Genomic DNA, 16504 nt, shown 5'->3' on the forward strand with positions numbered 1-16504 from the left:
AAACAACATATAGTATGCGCCATTTAGTGGACCGCAACGAAAGTTGTTAACCCATCTCAATTAACGAATATTAAGACAAAAAAAGGCCGCAGAGTCCCCCCTGCGGCCTTTCCAATACAATCAATAAGAGAATCAGACCCAGGGACGCGCCTGAGAAGCCTTTTCCTCGTAGCTGTCGATCGAGCTGACCTTTTCCAGCGACAGACCGATGTCATCCAGACCGTTCAGCAGGCAATGCTTCTTGAACGGGTCAACCTCGAACGAGAAGCTTTCGCCGTCGGACGTGGTAACCGTCTGCTCTTCCAGATCGACAACCATACGCGCGTTCGACCCCTTTTCGGCGTCTTTCATCAACGTATCGACGGCCTCTTGGGGCAGGACGATCGGCAGGATGCCGTTCTTGAAGCAGTTGTTGAAGAAGATGTCGGCGAAGGATGTCGAAATGACAGCCTTGATGCCGAAATCCTTCAGCGCCCAAGGGGCGTGTTCGCGGGACGACCCACAACCGAAGTTATCGCCGGCTACCAGAATTTCTGTTTCTCGGTACTGCGGCTTGTTCAGGACGAAATCTTCGATCTCGTTGCCCTGACGGTCATAGCGCATTTCGTCGAACAGGTTCACACCAAGGCCGGAACGCTTGATGGTCTTCAGGAACTGCTTGGGGATGATCATATCGGTGTCGATATTAACCAGCGGCAACGGCGCCGCGATCCCGGTGAGTTTTTCGAATTTATCCATTGGGTAATGTCCTCACATCATCTCGCGTACGTCGGTCAGCTTGCCGGTGATGGCAGCAGCGGCGGCCATGGCAGGCGATACAAGGTGCGTCCGGCCCTTATAGCCTTGACGACCTTCAAAGTTACGGTTCGACGTGGACGCGCAACGTTCGTTTTCGGCCAACTGGTCGGGGTTCATGGCAAGGCACATGGAACAACCCGCCAGACGCCATTCGAAACCGGCCTCTTTGAAGATGTCTGCCAGACCTTCTTCTTCGGCTTGTGCACGAACCAGACCCGAGCCCGGAACGACCATGGCACGCATGCCGTCCTTGACCTTTTTGCCTTTCAGAACTGCCGCAGCTGCGCGCAGATCTTCGATACGGCCGTTGGTGCAGGACCCGATGAACACGGTGTCGACTTCGATGTCGGACAGTTTCTGACCCGGTGTCAGACCCATGTAGTCCAGCGAACGACGAACCGCGTCGACCTTACCGCCTTTGAAGTCTTCCGGTGCCGGAACCAGCGCGCTGATCGGCAGCGCGTCTTCGGGCGATGTGCCCCAAGTGACTGTCGGCTCGATGGATTCGCCTTCGATGGTCAGAACCTTGTCGAAGTGCGCATCGTCATCCGAATACAGCGTCTTCCACCAGTTCAGCGCAGCTTCCCACTGGGCACCTTTCGGCGCGTGCGGGCGGCCTTTGACGTATTCGAACGTGGTTTCGTCCGGCGCGATCAGACCCGCGCGGGCACCACCTTCGATGGCCATGTTACAGATGGTCATGCGGCCTTCCATCGACAGATCACGGATCGCTTCACCGCAATATTCGATGACGTAGCCTGTACCACCGGCTGTACCTGTTTCCGCGATGATGCGCAGAACGATGTCCTTGGCGGTCACACCGGGCAGCAGTTTGCCGGTGATTTCGACCTTCATGTTCTTGGACTTCTTCTGGATCAGCGTCTGTGTCGCCAGAACGTGTTCAACTTCGGATGTACCGATGCCGTGCGCCAGCGCGCCGAACGCACCGTGTGTCGCTGTGTGGCTGTCGCCGCAAACAACGGTCATGCCCGGCAGGGTCCAACCCTGTTCGGGGCCGACGATGTGCACGATGCCCTGACGAACGTCCGTCACCGGATAGTAATGAATGCCGAATTCCTTGGCGTTCTTATCCAGCGCAGCCACCTGAATGCGGCTGTCTTCTGTCATGTTGTCGGGGTTTTCACGGCCCGCTGTTGTCGGAACGTTGTGATCCGGAACCGCGATTGTCTTTTCAGGCGCGCGCACCTTGCGGCCTGCCATGCGCAGACCTTCGAACGCCTGCGGGCTGGTCACTTCGTGGACAAGGTGACGGTCGATATACAGAAGGCATGTGCCGTCGGTATCTTCATGGACGACGTGCGCGTCCCAGATTTTATCATAGAGCGTTTTGGGGGACATGGGTCCTCTCCCGTATCAGATATGTAGCAAGGGTCTTGGCTAGGCGCTGTGCGCCGAAAGCAGGTCATCTGCTGACCTGCGGGCATGCTCATAGGCGGGCCAGCACCGTAAAGGTGGCACCGAAGAAACGTTCGCGCAGGCGGGCGCGGTCTCCGATATCGAAAACTATGATCATGAGGGGCAAATACACCTTGCCCCTGAGTCTCGCAACCTGAGTCTGCGAATGGCCCTGTAAATCAATTGTGCTTGCCTTATCGCCAACCCGTGCAAGATTAGAAGGAACAACCAAGGACAGTGGAATGGAACCAGAAACGACCGCCCCGATTGAGAACCTGACACAGGTCGCCACTTCGGCTATCGACCGGTTCGAAGCGCTGGCCAACATGCTGATCCGTCCTTGGAACGCATATCAGATCGCGATTGTGATCGGGGTTTTCGTGGTGGCCCACCTTCTGGCGGCGATGATCCGGCCCAGTTTCCACAATTGGCTTCGGTCGCGGGACAACTGGCCAAAGTGGCGGTTGCGCATTGGTCTGGTGCTGCATCGCCGGATACGGATGATCCTGTTTGTCGCGCTGATCTGGATCACCGTCGCGGTGATGCGCGAAATCACATGGCCTTCGCGGTCCTATCTGCTAGCCATCGTGGCAAACCTTGCGACTGCGTGGCTGCTGATCGCCTTTGCCACGCGGTTGATCAACAACGGCTTCGTGCGCGGTCTGGTGCGCTATGGCGCATGGGCCTGGGTCACGCTGTCGATCCTGAACCTGACAGATGAAACCCGCAGCATTCTGGACAGTCTTGCCATCAACGTGGGCGAAACGCGGTTTTCTGTCTGGCTGATTGTTCAGGCCATCGCGATCCTGACCATTCTGATCGCCGCGGCAAGGTTCATCGCCCACACCAGCACCGCACGCATCAGGGCAAACAACGAAATCTCGCGGTCCATGCAGGAACTGGCGGTCAAATTCCTGCAACTGGTTCTTTACGGATCGGCCTTTTTCATGGGGCTCAAGATCGTCGGCGTCGACCTGACCGGTCTGGCCGTTCTGTCCGGTGCTATCGGCGTCGGACTCGGCTTTGGCCTGCAAAAGGTGGTGTCGAACCTTGTGTCGGGTGTCATCATCCTGCTGGATAAGTCGGTCAAACCCGGTGACGTGATTTCGCTGGGCGATACGTTCGGTTGGATCAATTCGCTTGGCGCGCGTTATGTGTCGATCAACACCCGCGACGGTAAAGAATACCTGATCCCGAACGAAGACCTGATCACAGGTCAGGTGGTGAACTGGTCCCACTCGAACGACTACGTCCGGATCGACCTGTTTTTTGGCACCGCTTATGGCGACGACCCCCATAAGGTACGCGAAATCGCGATAAATGCCGCCGCCAACACGGACCGCGTTCTGAACTGGAAAAAGCCCGTCTGCCACATCGTGGGTTTTGGTGACAGCAGCGTGGACTATATCCTGCGGTTCTGGATCAAAGACCCCGTTGAAGGCCTGACCAATATTCGCGGCAACGTCTATCTGGCGCTATGGGATGCGTTTCAGGAAAACGGCATTTCCATCCCCTTCCCACAGCGCGAAGTGCGTATGCTGGAAGGGTCCCAATTGGACACCCGCACATTGGATTAACTTCTGACGGAACGTTTCGACTGACATCCCCCCTTGCACAGCCCATAGTCAGATCAATTCTTGAGGGAGGGATTCCATGTCTGACGATATCGTCATCCTGTCCGGCGCACGGACAGCTATCGGCACTTTTGGCGGCAGTCTTGCCAACACCACGCCTATCGACACAGCAACCGTTGCATCCAAAGCCGCGATGGAACGCGCGGGCGTCGATCCGGCACAGATCGGCACCGTCGTCTTTGGCCACGTCATCAACACAGAACCGCGCGACATGTACCTGAGCCGCGTTGCGGCAATTCAGGCGGGCATCCCCGACACGACACCTGCGATGAACGTGAACCGCCTTTGCGGATCGGGCGCGCAATCCATCGTGTCTGCGGTTCAGTCGCTGATGCTGGGTGATGCCGATTTCGCACTGTCCGGCGGGGCCGAGGCGATGTCACGCTCGCCCTACATCCTGCCCGACGCCCGCTGGGGCGCGAAAATGGGCGATGTTCGCGCATTGGACATGATGCTGGGCGCATTGAACTGCCCCTTCGGCACGGGCCACATGGGTGTGACCGCCGAAAACGTATCCGGCGAACACGACATCAGCCGCGAAGCACAAGACGCCTTTGCGATGGAAAGCCAGACACGCGCCGCCAAGGCGATTGAGGCTGGTTACTTCAAAGACCAGATCGTTCCGGTCGAAGTAAAGGTCAAACGCGACATGGTCCCCTTCGACACCGATGAACACCCCAAGCAAACATCGCTTGAAAAGCTTGCTGCTCTGCGGGCCGTATTCAAAAAGGACGGCACCGTCACTGCGGGCAACGCATCCGGCATCAACGATGGTGCCGCAGCGCTGGTTCTGGCGCGTGCCGGTGCAGCAGAATCCGCTGGCCTGAAACCACGCGCCCGTGTGATCGGCTACGCCCACGCAGGCGTCCGCCCCGAGGTCATGGGCATCGGCCCCGTTCCTGCCGTTGAAAATCTGTTCGCACGGACCGGCCTATCGGCAGGCGATTTCGACGTGATTGAATCGAACGAAGCCTTTGCCGCGCAGGCGCTGGCCGTGAACAAAGGTCTTGGCCTTGATCCAGCCAAGGTAAACCCGAATGGCGGTGCGATTGCGCTGGGTCACCCTGTGGGTGCGACTGGGTCGATCATCACGGTCAAAGCGCTGTACGAACTGGAACGTATCGGCGGCAAACGCGCGCTGATCACCATGTGCATCGGCGGCGGTCAGGGCATCGCGCTGGCGATCGAACGTATCTGATCTGAAAATCTTTGGGGTCGCGGGCATCTGCGACCCCTTCAAGGTCTTGTTCACCAAGCACTGGTATGCGACTCTGGCTGAAAGAGCAGATGTAGTCACGAACAGGCCCCATGCCCCGCGATCTTACCGGTCACGACGCGTTATTGCGCGAAATCTTCGGATTCGACACGTTTCGACCCGGTCAGGGCGAGATTGTCGAAGCTGTGACCGCTGGCCAGAACGTTCTGGCAATCATGCCCACGGGTGGCGGCAAATCCCTGTGCTACCAGCTTCCTGCCTTGATGCGCTCCGGTCTGACCGTCGTGATTTCCCCACTGATCGCCCTGATGCGCGATCAGGTCCGCGCCCTGCGCGAAGCGGGCGTTGCCGCCGGTGCGCTGACATCCGGCAATACGGATGAGGAAAACAACGCCGTCTGGGATCAGTTGCACGACGGGTCGCTGAAGCTGTTGTACCTCGCACCCGAACGTCTGGCATCGGGTGGATCGCAACGCATGTTGGCCGAGGCGGGCGTGACCCTGATCGCCGTGGATGAGGCACACTGCGTCAGCCAATGGGGCCATGACTTCCGCCCCGACTATCTGCGCATCGGCGAATTGCGCCGCGCTTTGGGTGTGCCGCTGGCCGCCTTCACCGCGACCGCCGATCAGGAAACCCAAGCCGAGATTGTCGAGCGTCTGTTCGGTGGCGAACAACCGCAGACCTTTCTGCGCGGCTTTGACCGCCCGAACATCCACCTTGCGTTTCAGCCCAAGGACGGCCCCCGCCGTCAGATCCTTGATTTCGCAGGCGCGCGGCGCGGCCAGTCGGGCATCGTTTACTGCGGCACCCGCGCCAAGACAGAAACGCTGTCCAAAGCGCTGAACGATGATGGCCACACCGCCTGTTTCTACCACGGCGGGATGGAGCCCACCGACCGACGCCGCGTTGAAGAACGCTTTGCCACCGAGGACGGGCTGGTTGTGGTGGCGACTGTGGCCTTCGGGATGGGTGTCGACAAACCCGATATCCGCTGGGTCGCCCATGCGGATCTGCCCAAAAGCATCGAGGCCTATTATCAGGAAATCGGTCGCGCGGGCCGCGATGGCGCCCCGTCCGAGACGCTGACGCTCTACGGCCCCGACGACATCCGCCTGCGCCGCGCCCAGATTGACGAAGGCCTTGCCCCACCAGAACGCCGTGCAGCCGATCATGGTCGCCTGAACGCGCTTTTGGGTCTGGCCGAGGCCATCTCTTGCCGTCGCGTCCGACTACTGCGCTATTTCGGGGAAGAGGCCGAACCCTGTGGTGCCTGCGATCTGTGCGACACCCCGCCGGAAACCTTCGACGGCACCGAAGCCGTTCGTAAGGCACTATCCGCCGCACTGCGCACCAACGAAAGCTTTGGCAGCGGCCATCTGATCGACATTCTGACAGGCAACATGACCGACAAGGTCAAGGAACGCGGCCATGATGCGCTGCCGACTTTTGCCGTTGGCAAAGACCTGAGCCGGACACAATGGCAGGCCGTGTTCCGTCAGATGATGGGCCACGACTTGATGCGCCCTGATGCGGAACGGCACGGCGCATTGGTGATGACCGACGACGCACTGCCCCTGCTGCGCGGCGAAACGACGATAACGCTCCGCCGTGATATCATCGACCGCGCCCGCAACCGCCGCCCTGCTGTAAAGACTTTGGTCAGCGACGAAGACGCGCCGCTGTTGTCCGCGCTAAAAGCCAAGCGTCGCGCATTGGCCGAGGCTGCCCGCGCACCCGCATACGTTATTTTCCCCGACCGCACGCTGATCGAAATGGCCGAAAACCGCCCCCAAACCATGGACGACATGGCGCGGATTTCCGGTGTCGGCGCGAAGAAACTGGAACGCTACGGCGCGGCCTTTCTTGAGGTCATCGCGGGCGAGGCCGAAAAGCTGCACCCGCAACGGCGCAAGCTGGCCGGACGCGCCGCAGGTAGCCTTTATGATCAACTGCTGGCCACTCAGGCAGATCTGTCGCGCGGCGAATGTGGCACGCTGAAACCGCTGTCCTGTTCTGCCTCGCAACTGGCCAAAATCGCCGACCGCCGTCCGACCGAAGAATACGGGCTGGCGCAGGTTCTGGATGACAAACGCATGGAGCGGTTCGGCGACGCGTTCCTTGACATCCTCCGCGCGGGCTAAACGGTTTTCCTTCGGACGCAGGCGGGCTACATCTGCACCGGAACAAATGGAACGGAGTTTAAGATGCTGGTTGTGATTTCGCCTGCAAAGCGACTGGATTGGGCCGAACGTCAGGTAGACATGACCGAACCCGCCTTTGGCGAAGACGCGATGCGACTGGCGAAAACCATGCGCAATCTGACGCTGGGCGATCTGAAAGGTCTGATGGATCTGTCTGATGATCTGGCCAAGCTGAACCGCGACCGTTTCAAATCCTACGCCGCCGAACCGGACGCCGACGCCGTCCGCCCCGCCGCGCTGGCCTTTGCGGGCGACACCTATCAGGGACTCGAGGCTGCGTCTTTGGACGACGACGAAATGGCTTGGGCGCAGGAACACCTGCGTATTCTGTCCGGCCTATACGGCGTGCTGCGGCCCTTGGATGCGATCCAGCAATATCGTCTGGAAATGGGATCGCGTCTGAAAACCCGTCGCGGCAAATCGCTTTATGACTACTGGGGTGACGATCTCGCAAAGGCGCTGAACGCGCAGGCGGAAGAGATCGGCGCGGATGTCTTGGTGAACTGCGCCAGTCAGGAATATTTCGGTGCGGTGCCGGTCAAAACGCTGAAGATGAAAGTCGTCACGCCGCAATTTTTCGAAGACAAAAACGGCACGCCCAAAATCGTCAGTTTCTACGCCAAAAAGGCACGCGGTGCGATGGCGCGCTACATCATCCAGAACCGGATCACGTCGCCCGAAAGCCTGCTGGACTTCGACACTGGCGGCTATGTCTATTCGCCCGAGCTTTCGACCGAGGACAAACCCGCGTTCTTGCGTTCGCCCGAGTGATCCTGCGCCCATTTGTCGATCATGCCCGCGATGCTGTCCTTGCGCACCGGTTTGGTGATGTGATCATCCAGACCCGCTGACATGATCGCCTCGCGGTCGCCCACTAGCGCGTGGGCCGTCACCGCGATGATTGGTGTGCGCGACCCATCGCCTTCGAGTTCGCGGATCTTCTGCGTCGCTTCCTTGCCGTCCATGCGGGGCATCGAGATATCCATAAAGATCAGGTCCGGTCGCTGCTCTTGGTAAGCGGCGACGGCCTCTTCCCCGTTGTTGGCCACGCGCAATGTGATCGGCATCGCCTTTACCATTTTCGAGAAGACCAGTTGATTTGTTTTGTTGTCCTCGGCCAGCAGAACATCCAGTGTTTTGCTGGGTGCTTCTTCGGCTGGATCAGGCGTGTCCTGAACCTGCTCTGCGCTCGCTAAGGCTTCTGGTTCTGGCGTTTGTTCGATGGGCTGATCGGCTTCAGGCTCTGGCTCTGACCTTTCGCGCAATGGAATTGTGACCGGACCCTGTTCGATCCTTTTTAACGCTTCAAGGACATCACCGCGCGGGGCAGGCACCGGCAGTAGGGCATGGAACAGAGCTGCCCCGTCCTGACTGATCTGATCCGCGTTCTCGGAAAAGGCGATGATCGGATGTGCGAAGCCTTGCGCCCTGATCCGCTTGGCCATCTGCACGGACGATGCGCTGTCCTGCCCGTCGCTCAGAAACAGCACATCCGCATCCACAGTGTTCAGATCCAAAGCATTGATAGTCGCGTAGGACTGGCTTTCAACGCCCCAAATCTGAAGCCGCCGCGACAGGATGCTGCGGGTGTGTGAATTGGAATCAACAATCACCGCGCGGCCGACATCCAGTTCGACCAACCCGACCGTATTCTCGGCCTCAGCTGCGGTTGGCAAAGACACGCGGAAGCCGAAACACGATCCCTTCCCTTCGACACTGTCGACCCAGATATTGCCTTCCATCAACTCGACCAGACGCTTGGTAATAGCCAGCCCCAGTCCGGTACCTTCGAACTGGCGATTGCGTTCCTCTTCCACCTGATTGAATTCGCCAAAGATGTGGTCGATTTTGTCCTTCGGAATGCCGATGCCTGTGTCTTCAACGGTGACGTGAAGCGCGGTTTGTGGCCCAGCCTCGATCCCCACGACGCGGATCGTGACGCTGCCTTCCAGCGTGAACTTGACCGCGTTGCCGATCAGGTTGGTCAGCACCTGACGCAAGCGCGGGCCGTCGCCGACAAAACAGGTGGGCAGGAACAGATCATAATCGACCCGCAGCGCGAAACCCTTATCCTTGGCCGATGGCTGAAGCAGCATGATCACTTCGTTCAGAAGACGTTCGAAATCGAACTCTTCCGGGCGCAGTTCCAGCTTGTCCGCCTCGATCTTGGAGTAATCCAGAACGTCATTGATGATCGCCAACAACGCCTCGCCCGAGTTGCGAATGGTTTCGGTATAAAGCCGCTGTTCCGACGTTAGCCCTGTGTCCATCAACAGCTCGGTCATGCCAACAACGCCGTTCATCGGCGTGCGGATTTCATGGCTCATATTCGCAAGGAACGACGATTTGGCCCTGTTGGCGGCCTCGGCCCGTTCCATCGCGGATTCCAGATCTTTCTGGGTCTCTTTCAGCGCGGTGATATCAACACGCAGCCCCACGCGCCCGCCGTCCGATGTCTGCTTTTCAAACACACGCACCCAGCGACCGCCTTCAAGCCGCTGTTCAAGCACGTTTTCAGGTTTCTGATGGTGCGCCAGTCGTTCGGCAAGCCACGCCTCTTCCCGCCCTATCGCCTCGGGGTATTGGTTGTGATCCAACCCGTAACGGATGATATCTTCGAACTGGGCGCCGGGAACCATCGACTCGGCGCTTCTGTGATAGAATTTACGATAGCGATCGTTGCACATAACCAACCGGTCTTCTGCATCGTACAACACGAACCCGTCGGGCAGTTCAGAAACCGCGGCCCACATGCGCATCAGGTCGGTCATATCGACCACCAGACACACGACCGCGCCATCAGCCGTGCGCTGGTTTTGCAGTTTCAGAAACCGTCCGTTCCACATTTTCAAGGTCTGCGGTTCAAACGGATCGGACATCCACAGATCACCGATGCGACTGATCCATTCATGCGGCGTTTCCTGCCCCAGATCGACCAACCCCTCGGTCGCCATAAGCGTGATCAACGTCCGGTAGCCGACACCGGTGCGCACCATTTCCAGATCGTCGAAAATGTTGCGGAACGCATGGTTCGCGACCTCAAGCCGCCCGTCTTCGCCAAACATGGCAAAGCCGTCGCGCATCGCCTCAAGCGCTTTCCAAAGCTGGCTTTCGACGACCTGCATTTTTTCGACCGCATGGCCGAGACGGTTCAGAACGTCTTTCTTTTCATCCTCGATCGCCGCCACCTTGCGGCGGGTCGCACCAATTTCCAGTGTCAGGTCACGCGAATGCTGACCCAACCGCCGGTTGGCAGCCATAAGTTCGGCCTCTTTCTGTTCCAGCCGCCGTTCCGCAGCCAGACGGGCGCGGCGTTCTTTCGCGAGCAGTTCGTCCAAAGTCGGGTCATCCTTAACTGACCGTACGATCCTGCGCCGCTGGCAATGAACATCCCTTTAATCCGAAAAAACAAAAACCGCGCCGGAACACCCGGCGCGGCAAAAAAGCCCGTAAGATTTTAGGCAATCACATGTCAGTAGCCGTAAAACGCGCCAGCGTTGTTCGCCAGAATGATCCGCAGCGCATAAAGCGCCAGCAGCGCAACCAGCGGCGCCAGATCAAGCCCGCCTGTCTGCGGCATGAACTGACGGATGCGCGAATAGACCGGTTCCAGCAGACGGTTCAGACCGTACCAGATTTGCGCAACGATCGGCTGGCGCAGGTTCAGCACCTGAAAATTGATCAGCCAGCTCATGACCACATGGGCGATGATGAAAAACCAAGCGACGTCCAGCAGAAGCATCAAAATCTGGAAAAGGGATTGCATGTGGTGCCTGTCCTTATTGCAAGTGCGTGTTTGCGCGTCCTTTTAGGTAAGGGGCCTGTGTCAAAAGGACAAGTGCCGCTAGGTCGGGCCTTGACCCTCTGGGCGATCAACGACACGGCTGGGCCGAAGGAGTTTCCATATGTATCCGTTCATTCGACTGGCCAAAGATATCTTCGTCAACGCGCGGGCAACGCCGCTTGATATGGGTGAAACCCATGTGTCGCATCACATCTGCTGGCCATGGGATCTGGATCTGTGGTGGGAACTGAACAACGGGCGCACCCTGACGATTTACGATCTGGGCCGCATCCCGCTTGCGATGCGCGGGGGACTGACAAAGGCGCTGCGCGACAACAAATGGGGGCTGACGGTTGCGGGGTCGTCTGTGCGCTATCGCCGCCGTGTACGGATGTTCGCCAAGATTGAAATGAAGTCGCGTCTGGCCTGCTGGGACGACAAATTTCTGTACGTCGAACAAAGTATGTGGTTGTCGAACGGCGAATGTTCCAGCCATGCGCTGTTCCGCACGGCTGTCACCGATAAAAACGGTATTGTGTCGCCCGAACGCGTGCTGACGGCGATGGGGCTGAACGTGGCATCCCCCGAGATGCCCGACTGGATCAAGGCATGGTCGGACGCCGAGGCAAAGCGCCCTTGGCCCCCGATGCAGGACTGACACAGACAGCGCCCTGTTAGGCTTCCCTTACGGCGCTTTCAAAGGCAGTGCTTGCTAAACCCATGACCTCTCTGTTCTATCGACGAAACGTCGTACCGAACGGGAGGTCGGACCTATGGCCGAGATTTCAGCGAAAAAGCGTATTTGGGGCTGGATGTGGTTCGACTGGGCGCAACAGCCCTATGCGACCCTTGGCCTGACCTTTATCTTCGGCCCTTACTTTGCCGCCGTCGCGGTGGGCTACTTTATTGCCCAAGGCACGGGCGACGATGCCGCACGCGTTCAGGCGCAAGAGCTGTGGACAGGCGCGCAAGCCGTCGCCGGTTTGGTCATCGCCTTTTCGGCCCCCTTCATCGGCGCTTGGGCTGGTGCAACCGGCCGCCGAAAACCGTGGTTCTATGCCTTTATCGCCGTCGCAGTGATCTGCTCGGCCATGCTGTGGAACCTACAGGCAGACGGCACTGGATTGATGATGGCGCTGCTGTTGTTCTGGGTGGGCTTTGTCGCCTCGGAATCCGCCTTTGCGCTTTATAACTCGATCCTGCCATCACTCGGCCAGACCGAAGAGGCCGGCCGCATCAGTGGCGGCGCAACAGCGTTTGGCTATTGGGGTGGTGTTCTGTCGCTGTTCATCATGCTGCTGCTGTTTGCGGAAAACGAGGTGACCGGCAAAACCCTGATCGGGATTGAACCGATCCTCGGGTTGGACCCTGAAACGCGCGAAGGCACCCGTGCCGTTGGCCCGTTCATCGCGATCTGGTTTGTGATCTTTGTGATCCCGTTTTTCCTGTGGACCAAAGACACCCCAACACAGAACCGCGGTGGTGTCGGTGTCGCGCTTAGCCGCCTTTGGGCCAGCATCCGCGCGGCGTTCCGCAAGCGCTCTTATGGCAGCTTCCTTCTGGGTTCGATGTTCTACCGTGACGCCCTGACGATGCTCTATAGCGCGGGCGGCGTATACGCGAACCTTGTGCTGAACTGGACCGTGATCCAGATCGGCGTATTCGGCATCATCGCGGCGATCGCGGCTGCAATCCTTAGCTGGGTGGGTGGCATCGCCGATGCGCGGCTTGGCCCCAAGCCTGTCATCATCTTCTCCATCTGGGTTCTGATCGGCGTTTGTCTTGTCGTCGTCGGCATGTCGCGCGAAAGCCTGTTCGGCATCCCGCTGGCCGAAGGGTCGCTTGTACCGGACATCGTATTCTACTTCTGCGGCGCTGCCATCGGCGGCGCTGGTGGCGCGATGTATTCGGCTTCTCGGTCTATGATGGTGCGCCACTGCACGCCCGAAAACGCGACAGAGGCGTTTGGCCTATTTGCCCTGACCGGCCGCGCCACCGCGTTTCTGGCCCCTGCTCTGGTCGCGGTGTTCACATCTTGGACGCAGAGCAATCAGTTGGGCTATATTCCGGTGATCATCCTTTTCGCGCTGGGGCTTTTTCTGCTACGTTGGGTACATCCCAACGGAGAACGAGCAGAATGATCCGTACCGCATTTTTGATTACCGCATTGGTCGGCTTGACGGCCTGCGGCGGCAGCCAGCCGTCGCGCAACCTAGAAGCCGCAAAGTCCGCGCCCCGCGCGACCGCAATCTCATCCGTCATTTCGTCGAAAAGCGCCAAACAGCTGTTCGGGGCGGAACGCATCGCATCAAACCAGCGATCCGAACCTTTTGGCGGCTATGCCAAGGGCTGTGCCGCTGGCAACGTGATGCTGCCGGAAACAGGCCCCACATGGCAGGCGATGCGCCTGTCCCGCAACCGCAACTGGGGCCAACCCGAGGCCATCGACTTTATCAAAGACCTGAGCGCCAAGGCCGCAAAACAGCCGGGCTGGAGCGGGCTATATATCGGTGACATCAGCCAGCCTCGTGGCGGCCCGATGCTGACGGGTCACGCCAGTCACCAGATCGGTTTGGACGCCGACATCTGGCTACGCCCCGCTGACCGGCTGAACCTGTCTACGACCGAACGCGAAAATATCTCGTCCATCTCGATGCGACGCGCGAACGGGGCCTTCACCAATGATCAATGGACCCGCGCGCATCACAACATCCTGAAAGCCGCCGCAAGCGACCCGCGTGTCGCGCGGATCTTCATCTTCCCCGGTGCCAAAGTGCAGATGTGCAAAGATGAAAAGGGCGACCGGAGCTGGCTGCGCAAAATCCGTCCGTGGTACGGCCACCACTATCATTTCCACGTTCGTCTGGCCTGCCCCAAGGACGCGCGCGGCTGTGTGGATCAGGCACCGCCGCCTGCGGGCGATGGATGCGCGGACGCGCAGGAATGGGTCAACAACATCCTGAACCCACCGCCGCCGGATCCGAACGCGCCCAAGCCCAAGCCCAAACGTGAAATCACACTCGGGGATTTGCCTGCACAATGCGCAAGCGTACTCTCGGCGCGATAAGCGCGGTTGTACTTGGCCTTTTTTCGCTGAACTCGGACGCGGGCGAACCAGCCCGCGCCGTTTTTGTCGGGGCCAAAGTATGGACCGCTGACGGCCCGGATCACACAGACTTTGGCGGCTTTTCCGCGCTTGAACTGGATGACACCGGAACAGGCTTTGTTGCGCTGACCGACAAGGGAAACATCACCAAAGGCCGGTTTGTCCGTGATCCCGCAGGGCGCGTGATCCGCGTTGAACGTGCGGTCCTGTCAAAATTGTCCGGACCAGATGGCCCCTTGGGCGAACGTCAGACAGACTCTGAAGGGCTCGCCCTTGTGGAGGGTGGCGATTTTTACGTCTCGTTTGAAAGCGCGAACCGGATTTTGAAATACCGAGCCGACGGGCATGTCACCGCCGTACGCTCGGCACCGGATTTTGCAGGTCTTCAAAGCAACTCGGGCCTTGAGGCCCTGGCCGTCGATAGCAAAGGGCGCCTTTACACGCTGCCGGAACGGTCCGGCAAACTGACACGCCCCTTTCCTGTCTGGCGCTATGACGGGAAAAACTGGCAGGTCGCGTTTGAAATGTCCCGAAGCGGAAGTTTCCTTCCTGTCGGGGCAGATTTTGGCCCCGATGGATGGCTGTATGTTCTGGAACGTGGCTTTAACGGCTTCGGCTTTCAAAGCCGCATCCGGCGGTTTCCACCAAATCAATCCGGCGTCGCGGATGGCGCGACCCTTTTGGTGACGTCAATCGGCGTTCACGACAATCTGGAAGGCATCTCGGTCTGGCAGGACAATGACGGCGCGATCCGCATCACGATGATTGCCGACGACAACTTCAAATCCTTCCAGCGCACGGAGATCGTCGATTATCGTTTGACGCAATAGCTTGTGTCGCGGCAGCCTAGATTGTATCGGCCCCTGTTCCGCAATCACAAAGGCATAGCCTGACATGACCCGCACATACCTTCCCGGCGTAATCGCCATGGCAGCAATCGTTGTTGCCTCGAACGTCCTTGTCCAGTTCCTGATCCTTGATGGCCTTCTGACTTGGGGCGCTTTCACCTATCCCTTCGCGTTTCTTGTCACCGACCTGATGAACCGCCTGTACGGCGTCGCCGCCGCCCGCCGCGTGGTGTTCGCAGGCTTTATCGTGGGCGTGGTCTGTTCGCTGATCGGTAGCCAGATCATGTTGCAGGGTGACGGCTATACATACGCTGCCGTTCCGCTGCGTATCGCGGTCGGGTCCGGCATCGCGTTTCTGATTGCCCAACTGACCGATGTGGCCGTGTTCGACCGCATTCGAGCCGGAAGCTGGTGGCGCGCGCCGCTTGTGTCCAGTGTGATTGGTTCCGCTTTGGACACAGCCCTTTTCTTTTCCATCGCCTTTTCGCAGTCGATTTCGGCCTTCGGAGAGGCCGCCGACGCCGATATCAACTGGGCTTGGGACAGCGTTCCATTGCTGCTTTCGGGCCCTGAAGCACCACTATGGGTGACTTTGGCGCTTGCGGACTGGTTGGTGAAAATGGCCATCGCCCTGATCGCCCTGATCCCCTTCCGTTTGATCGTTTCTTGGGCAAAGGGAACATCAACTCAAAGCTGAACGTAAAAAAGTATTTTGTGGTTTGGACAATCCATGCCAACATCATCTTGCGTTTATCAACAGCTGAAAGGAGGTGATCCAGTGGTTAGAGATACATTGGAGCGAGGTGTCGGAACAGTTCGGAGGACGCTGACTTAGGGGCAGCCCCCTAGGATAGAAAATCCCGAATTGGTGTGTGCCTAACCGGCCCCACCTCCTGAGTTCTCGAAGGGCTGTTCGCAAAGCGGGCAGCCCTTTTCGATTTCCTGCACTATGTAAACGTCATGCTTCGGATCAACGACGCCATATCGATCGAAGACTGGGAACTGACTGAACAGTTCGTCCGGTCATCCGGCCCCGGTGGCCAGAACGTCAACAAGGTGTCGACGGCCGTAGAACTGCGCTTTGAGGCCGCCCGTTCGCCGAACCTGCCCGAACCCGTCAAAAACCGCCTGCGCCGGATTGCGGGGCGTCGCTGGACCAAGGAAGGCGCGCTGATCCTTCAGGTCGAAGACACGCGGTCCCAAGCGCGCAACCGCGAAATCGCGCGCGAACGGCTGCGCGAACTGATCCTGAAAGCGCTGGAAAAGCCCAAACGCCGGATCGCGACCAAACCCACATACGGCTCCAAGCAACGCCGCCTGAAGGCCAAGAAGGAACGAGGAGAGGTCAAAGCCATGCGCGGCAAGGTCGATCCGGATTGATGGGCAGCTTTACTGATTGGGATCAGCAGGTGCACCTCTGACCTTGATTACCACCAAGCATCAGAATTACACGGCCCAACCCTGCAAAAGAAAACATCCGCAGCGTTGATCCCGCTGC

Annotated in this window: 14 protein-coding genes; 10 read left to right on the plus strand and 4 right to left on the minus strand. The window is 58.8% G+C overall.

Annotation, left to right across the window (positions count from 1 at the left end):
* Positions 1-132: 132 nt before the first annotated feature.
* Both leuD and leuC read right to left on the minus strand, forming a co-directional pair.
* Positions 133-738 (minus strand): 3-isopropylmalate dehydratase small subunit, encoded by a 606-nt coding sequence (gene leuD / locus C4S59_RS11470; RefSeq protein WP_103910639.1) that lies wholly within the window; start codon positions 736-738, stop codon positions 133-135.
* Between the two features lie 12 nt (positions 739-750).
* On the minus strand, positions 751-2157 hold the full coding sequence (gene leuC / locus C4S59_RS11475) for a 3-isopropylmalate dehydratase large subunit (RefSeq protein ID WP_103910640.1): 1407 nt from the start codon (positions 2155-2157) through the stop codon (positions 751-753).
* A gap of 299 nt (positions 2158-2456) precedes the next feature.
* Here leuC and C4S59_RS11480 point away from each other — a divergent pair, with 299 nt between their 5' ends.
* The 4 genes from C4S59_RS11480 to yaaA all read left to right on the plus strand — a co-directional run bounded on the left by C4S59_RS11480 (position 2457) and on the right by yaaA (position 8039).
* Complete coding sequence (locus C4S59_RS11480; protein WP_103910641.1) at positions 2457-3791, plus strand: mechanosensitive ion channel family protein; 1335 nt, start codon at positions 2457-2459, stop codon at positions 3789-3791.
* Between the two features lie 76 nt (positions 3792-3867).
* On the plus strand, positions 3868-5046 hold the full coding sequence (locus tag C4S59_RS11485; RefSeq protein ID WP_103910642.1) for an acetyl-CoA C-acyltransferase family protein: 1179 nt from the start codon (positions 3868-3870) through the stop codon (positions 5044-5046).
* A 110-nt stretch (positions 5047-5156) separates the two neighbouring features.
* Positions 5157-7208, plus strand: coding sequence for a DNA helicase RecQ (gene recQ / locus C4S59_RS11490; protein ID WP_103910643.1), 2052 nt, complete (start codon positions 5157-5159; stop codon positions 7206-7208).
* A 63-nt stretch (positions 7209-7271) separates the two neighbouring features.
* Positions 7272-8039 (plus strand): peroxide stress protein YaaA, encoded by a 768-nt coding sequence (yaaA, locus tag C4S59_RS11495; protein WP_103910644.1) that lies wholly within the window; start codon positions 7272-7274, stop codon positions 8037-8039.
* Here the strand turns inward: yaaA and C4S59_RS11500 are convergent.
* Both C4S59_RS11500 and C4S59_RS11505 read right to left on the minus strand, forming a co-directional pair.
* On the minus strand, positions 7982-10606 hold the full coding sequence (locus C4S59_RS11500; protein ID WP_234994748.1) for a PAS-domain containing protein: 2625 nt from the start codon (positions 10604-10606) through the stop codon (positions 7982-7984). The genes yaaA and C4S59_RS11500 overlap by 58 nt on opposite strands.
* Positions 10607-10740: 134 nt before the next feature.
* Complete coding sequence (locus tag C4S59_RS11505) at positions 10741-11034, minus strand: YggT family protein (protein WP_103910645.1); 294 nt, start codon at positions 11032-11034, stop codon at positions 10741-10743.
* Positions 11035-11173: 139 nt separating this feature from the next.
* Here C4S59_RS11505 and C4S59_RS11510 point away from each other — a divergent pair, with 139 nt between their 5' ends.
* From C4S59_RS11510 to arfB, 6 genes are all read left to right on the plus strand, one after another.
* Positions 11174-11710: an acyl-CoA thioesterase gene (locus C4S59_RS11510; RefSeq protein ID WP_103910646.1), complete on the plus strand. Its 537-nt coding sequence runs from the start codon at positions 11174-11176 to the stop codon at positions 11708-11710.
* A gap of 115 nt (positions 11711-11825) precedes the next feature.
* On the plus strand, positions 11826-13193 hold the full coding sequence (locus C4S59_RS11515; protein ID WP_103910647.1) for an MFS transporter: 1368 nt from the start codon (positions 11826-11828) through the stop codon (positions 13191-13193).
* On the plus strand, positions 13190-14119 hold the full coding sequence (gene mepA, locus C4S59_RS11520) for a penicillin-insensitive murein endopeptidase (protein WP_103910648.1): 930 nt from the start codon (positions 13190-13192) through the stop codon (positions 14117-14119). Before C4S59_RS11515 ends, mepA begins: the two co-directional genes overlap by 4 nt.
* Complete coding sequence (locus C4S59_RS11525) at positions 14092-14988, plus strand: esterase-like activity of phytase family protein (protein WP_103910649.1); 897 nt, start codon at positions 14092-14094, stop codon at positions 14986-14988. The genes mepA and C4S59_RS11525 overlap by 28 nt, the downstream gene beginning before the upstream one ends.
* A gap of 64 nt (positions 14989-15052) precedes the next feature.
* Positions 15053-15703: a queuosine precursor transporter gene (locus C4S59_RS11530; RefSeq protein WP_103910650.1), complete on the plus strand. Its 651-nt coding sequence runs from the start codon at positions 15053-15055 to the stop codon at positions 15701-15703.
* 263 nt (positions 15704-15966) lie between these two features.
* On the plus strand, positions 15967-16386 hold the full coding sequence (arfB, locus tag C4S59_RS11535) for an alternative ribosome rescue aminoacyl-tRNA hydrolase ArfB (protein WP_103910651.1): 420 nt from the start codon (positions 15967-15969) through the stop codon (positions 16384-16386).
* Positions 16387-16504 lie beyond the last annotated feature (118 nt).

The organism is Thalassococcus halodurans (assembly GCF_900108225.1).
Classification (GTDB): Bacteria; Pseudomonadota; Alphaproteobacteria; order Rhodobacterales; family Rhodobacteraceae; genus Thalassococcus; species Thalassococcus halodurans.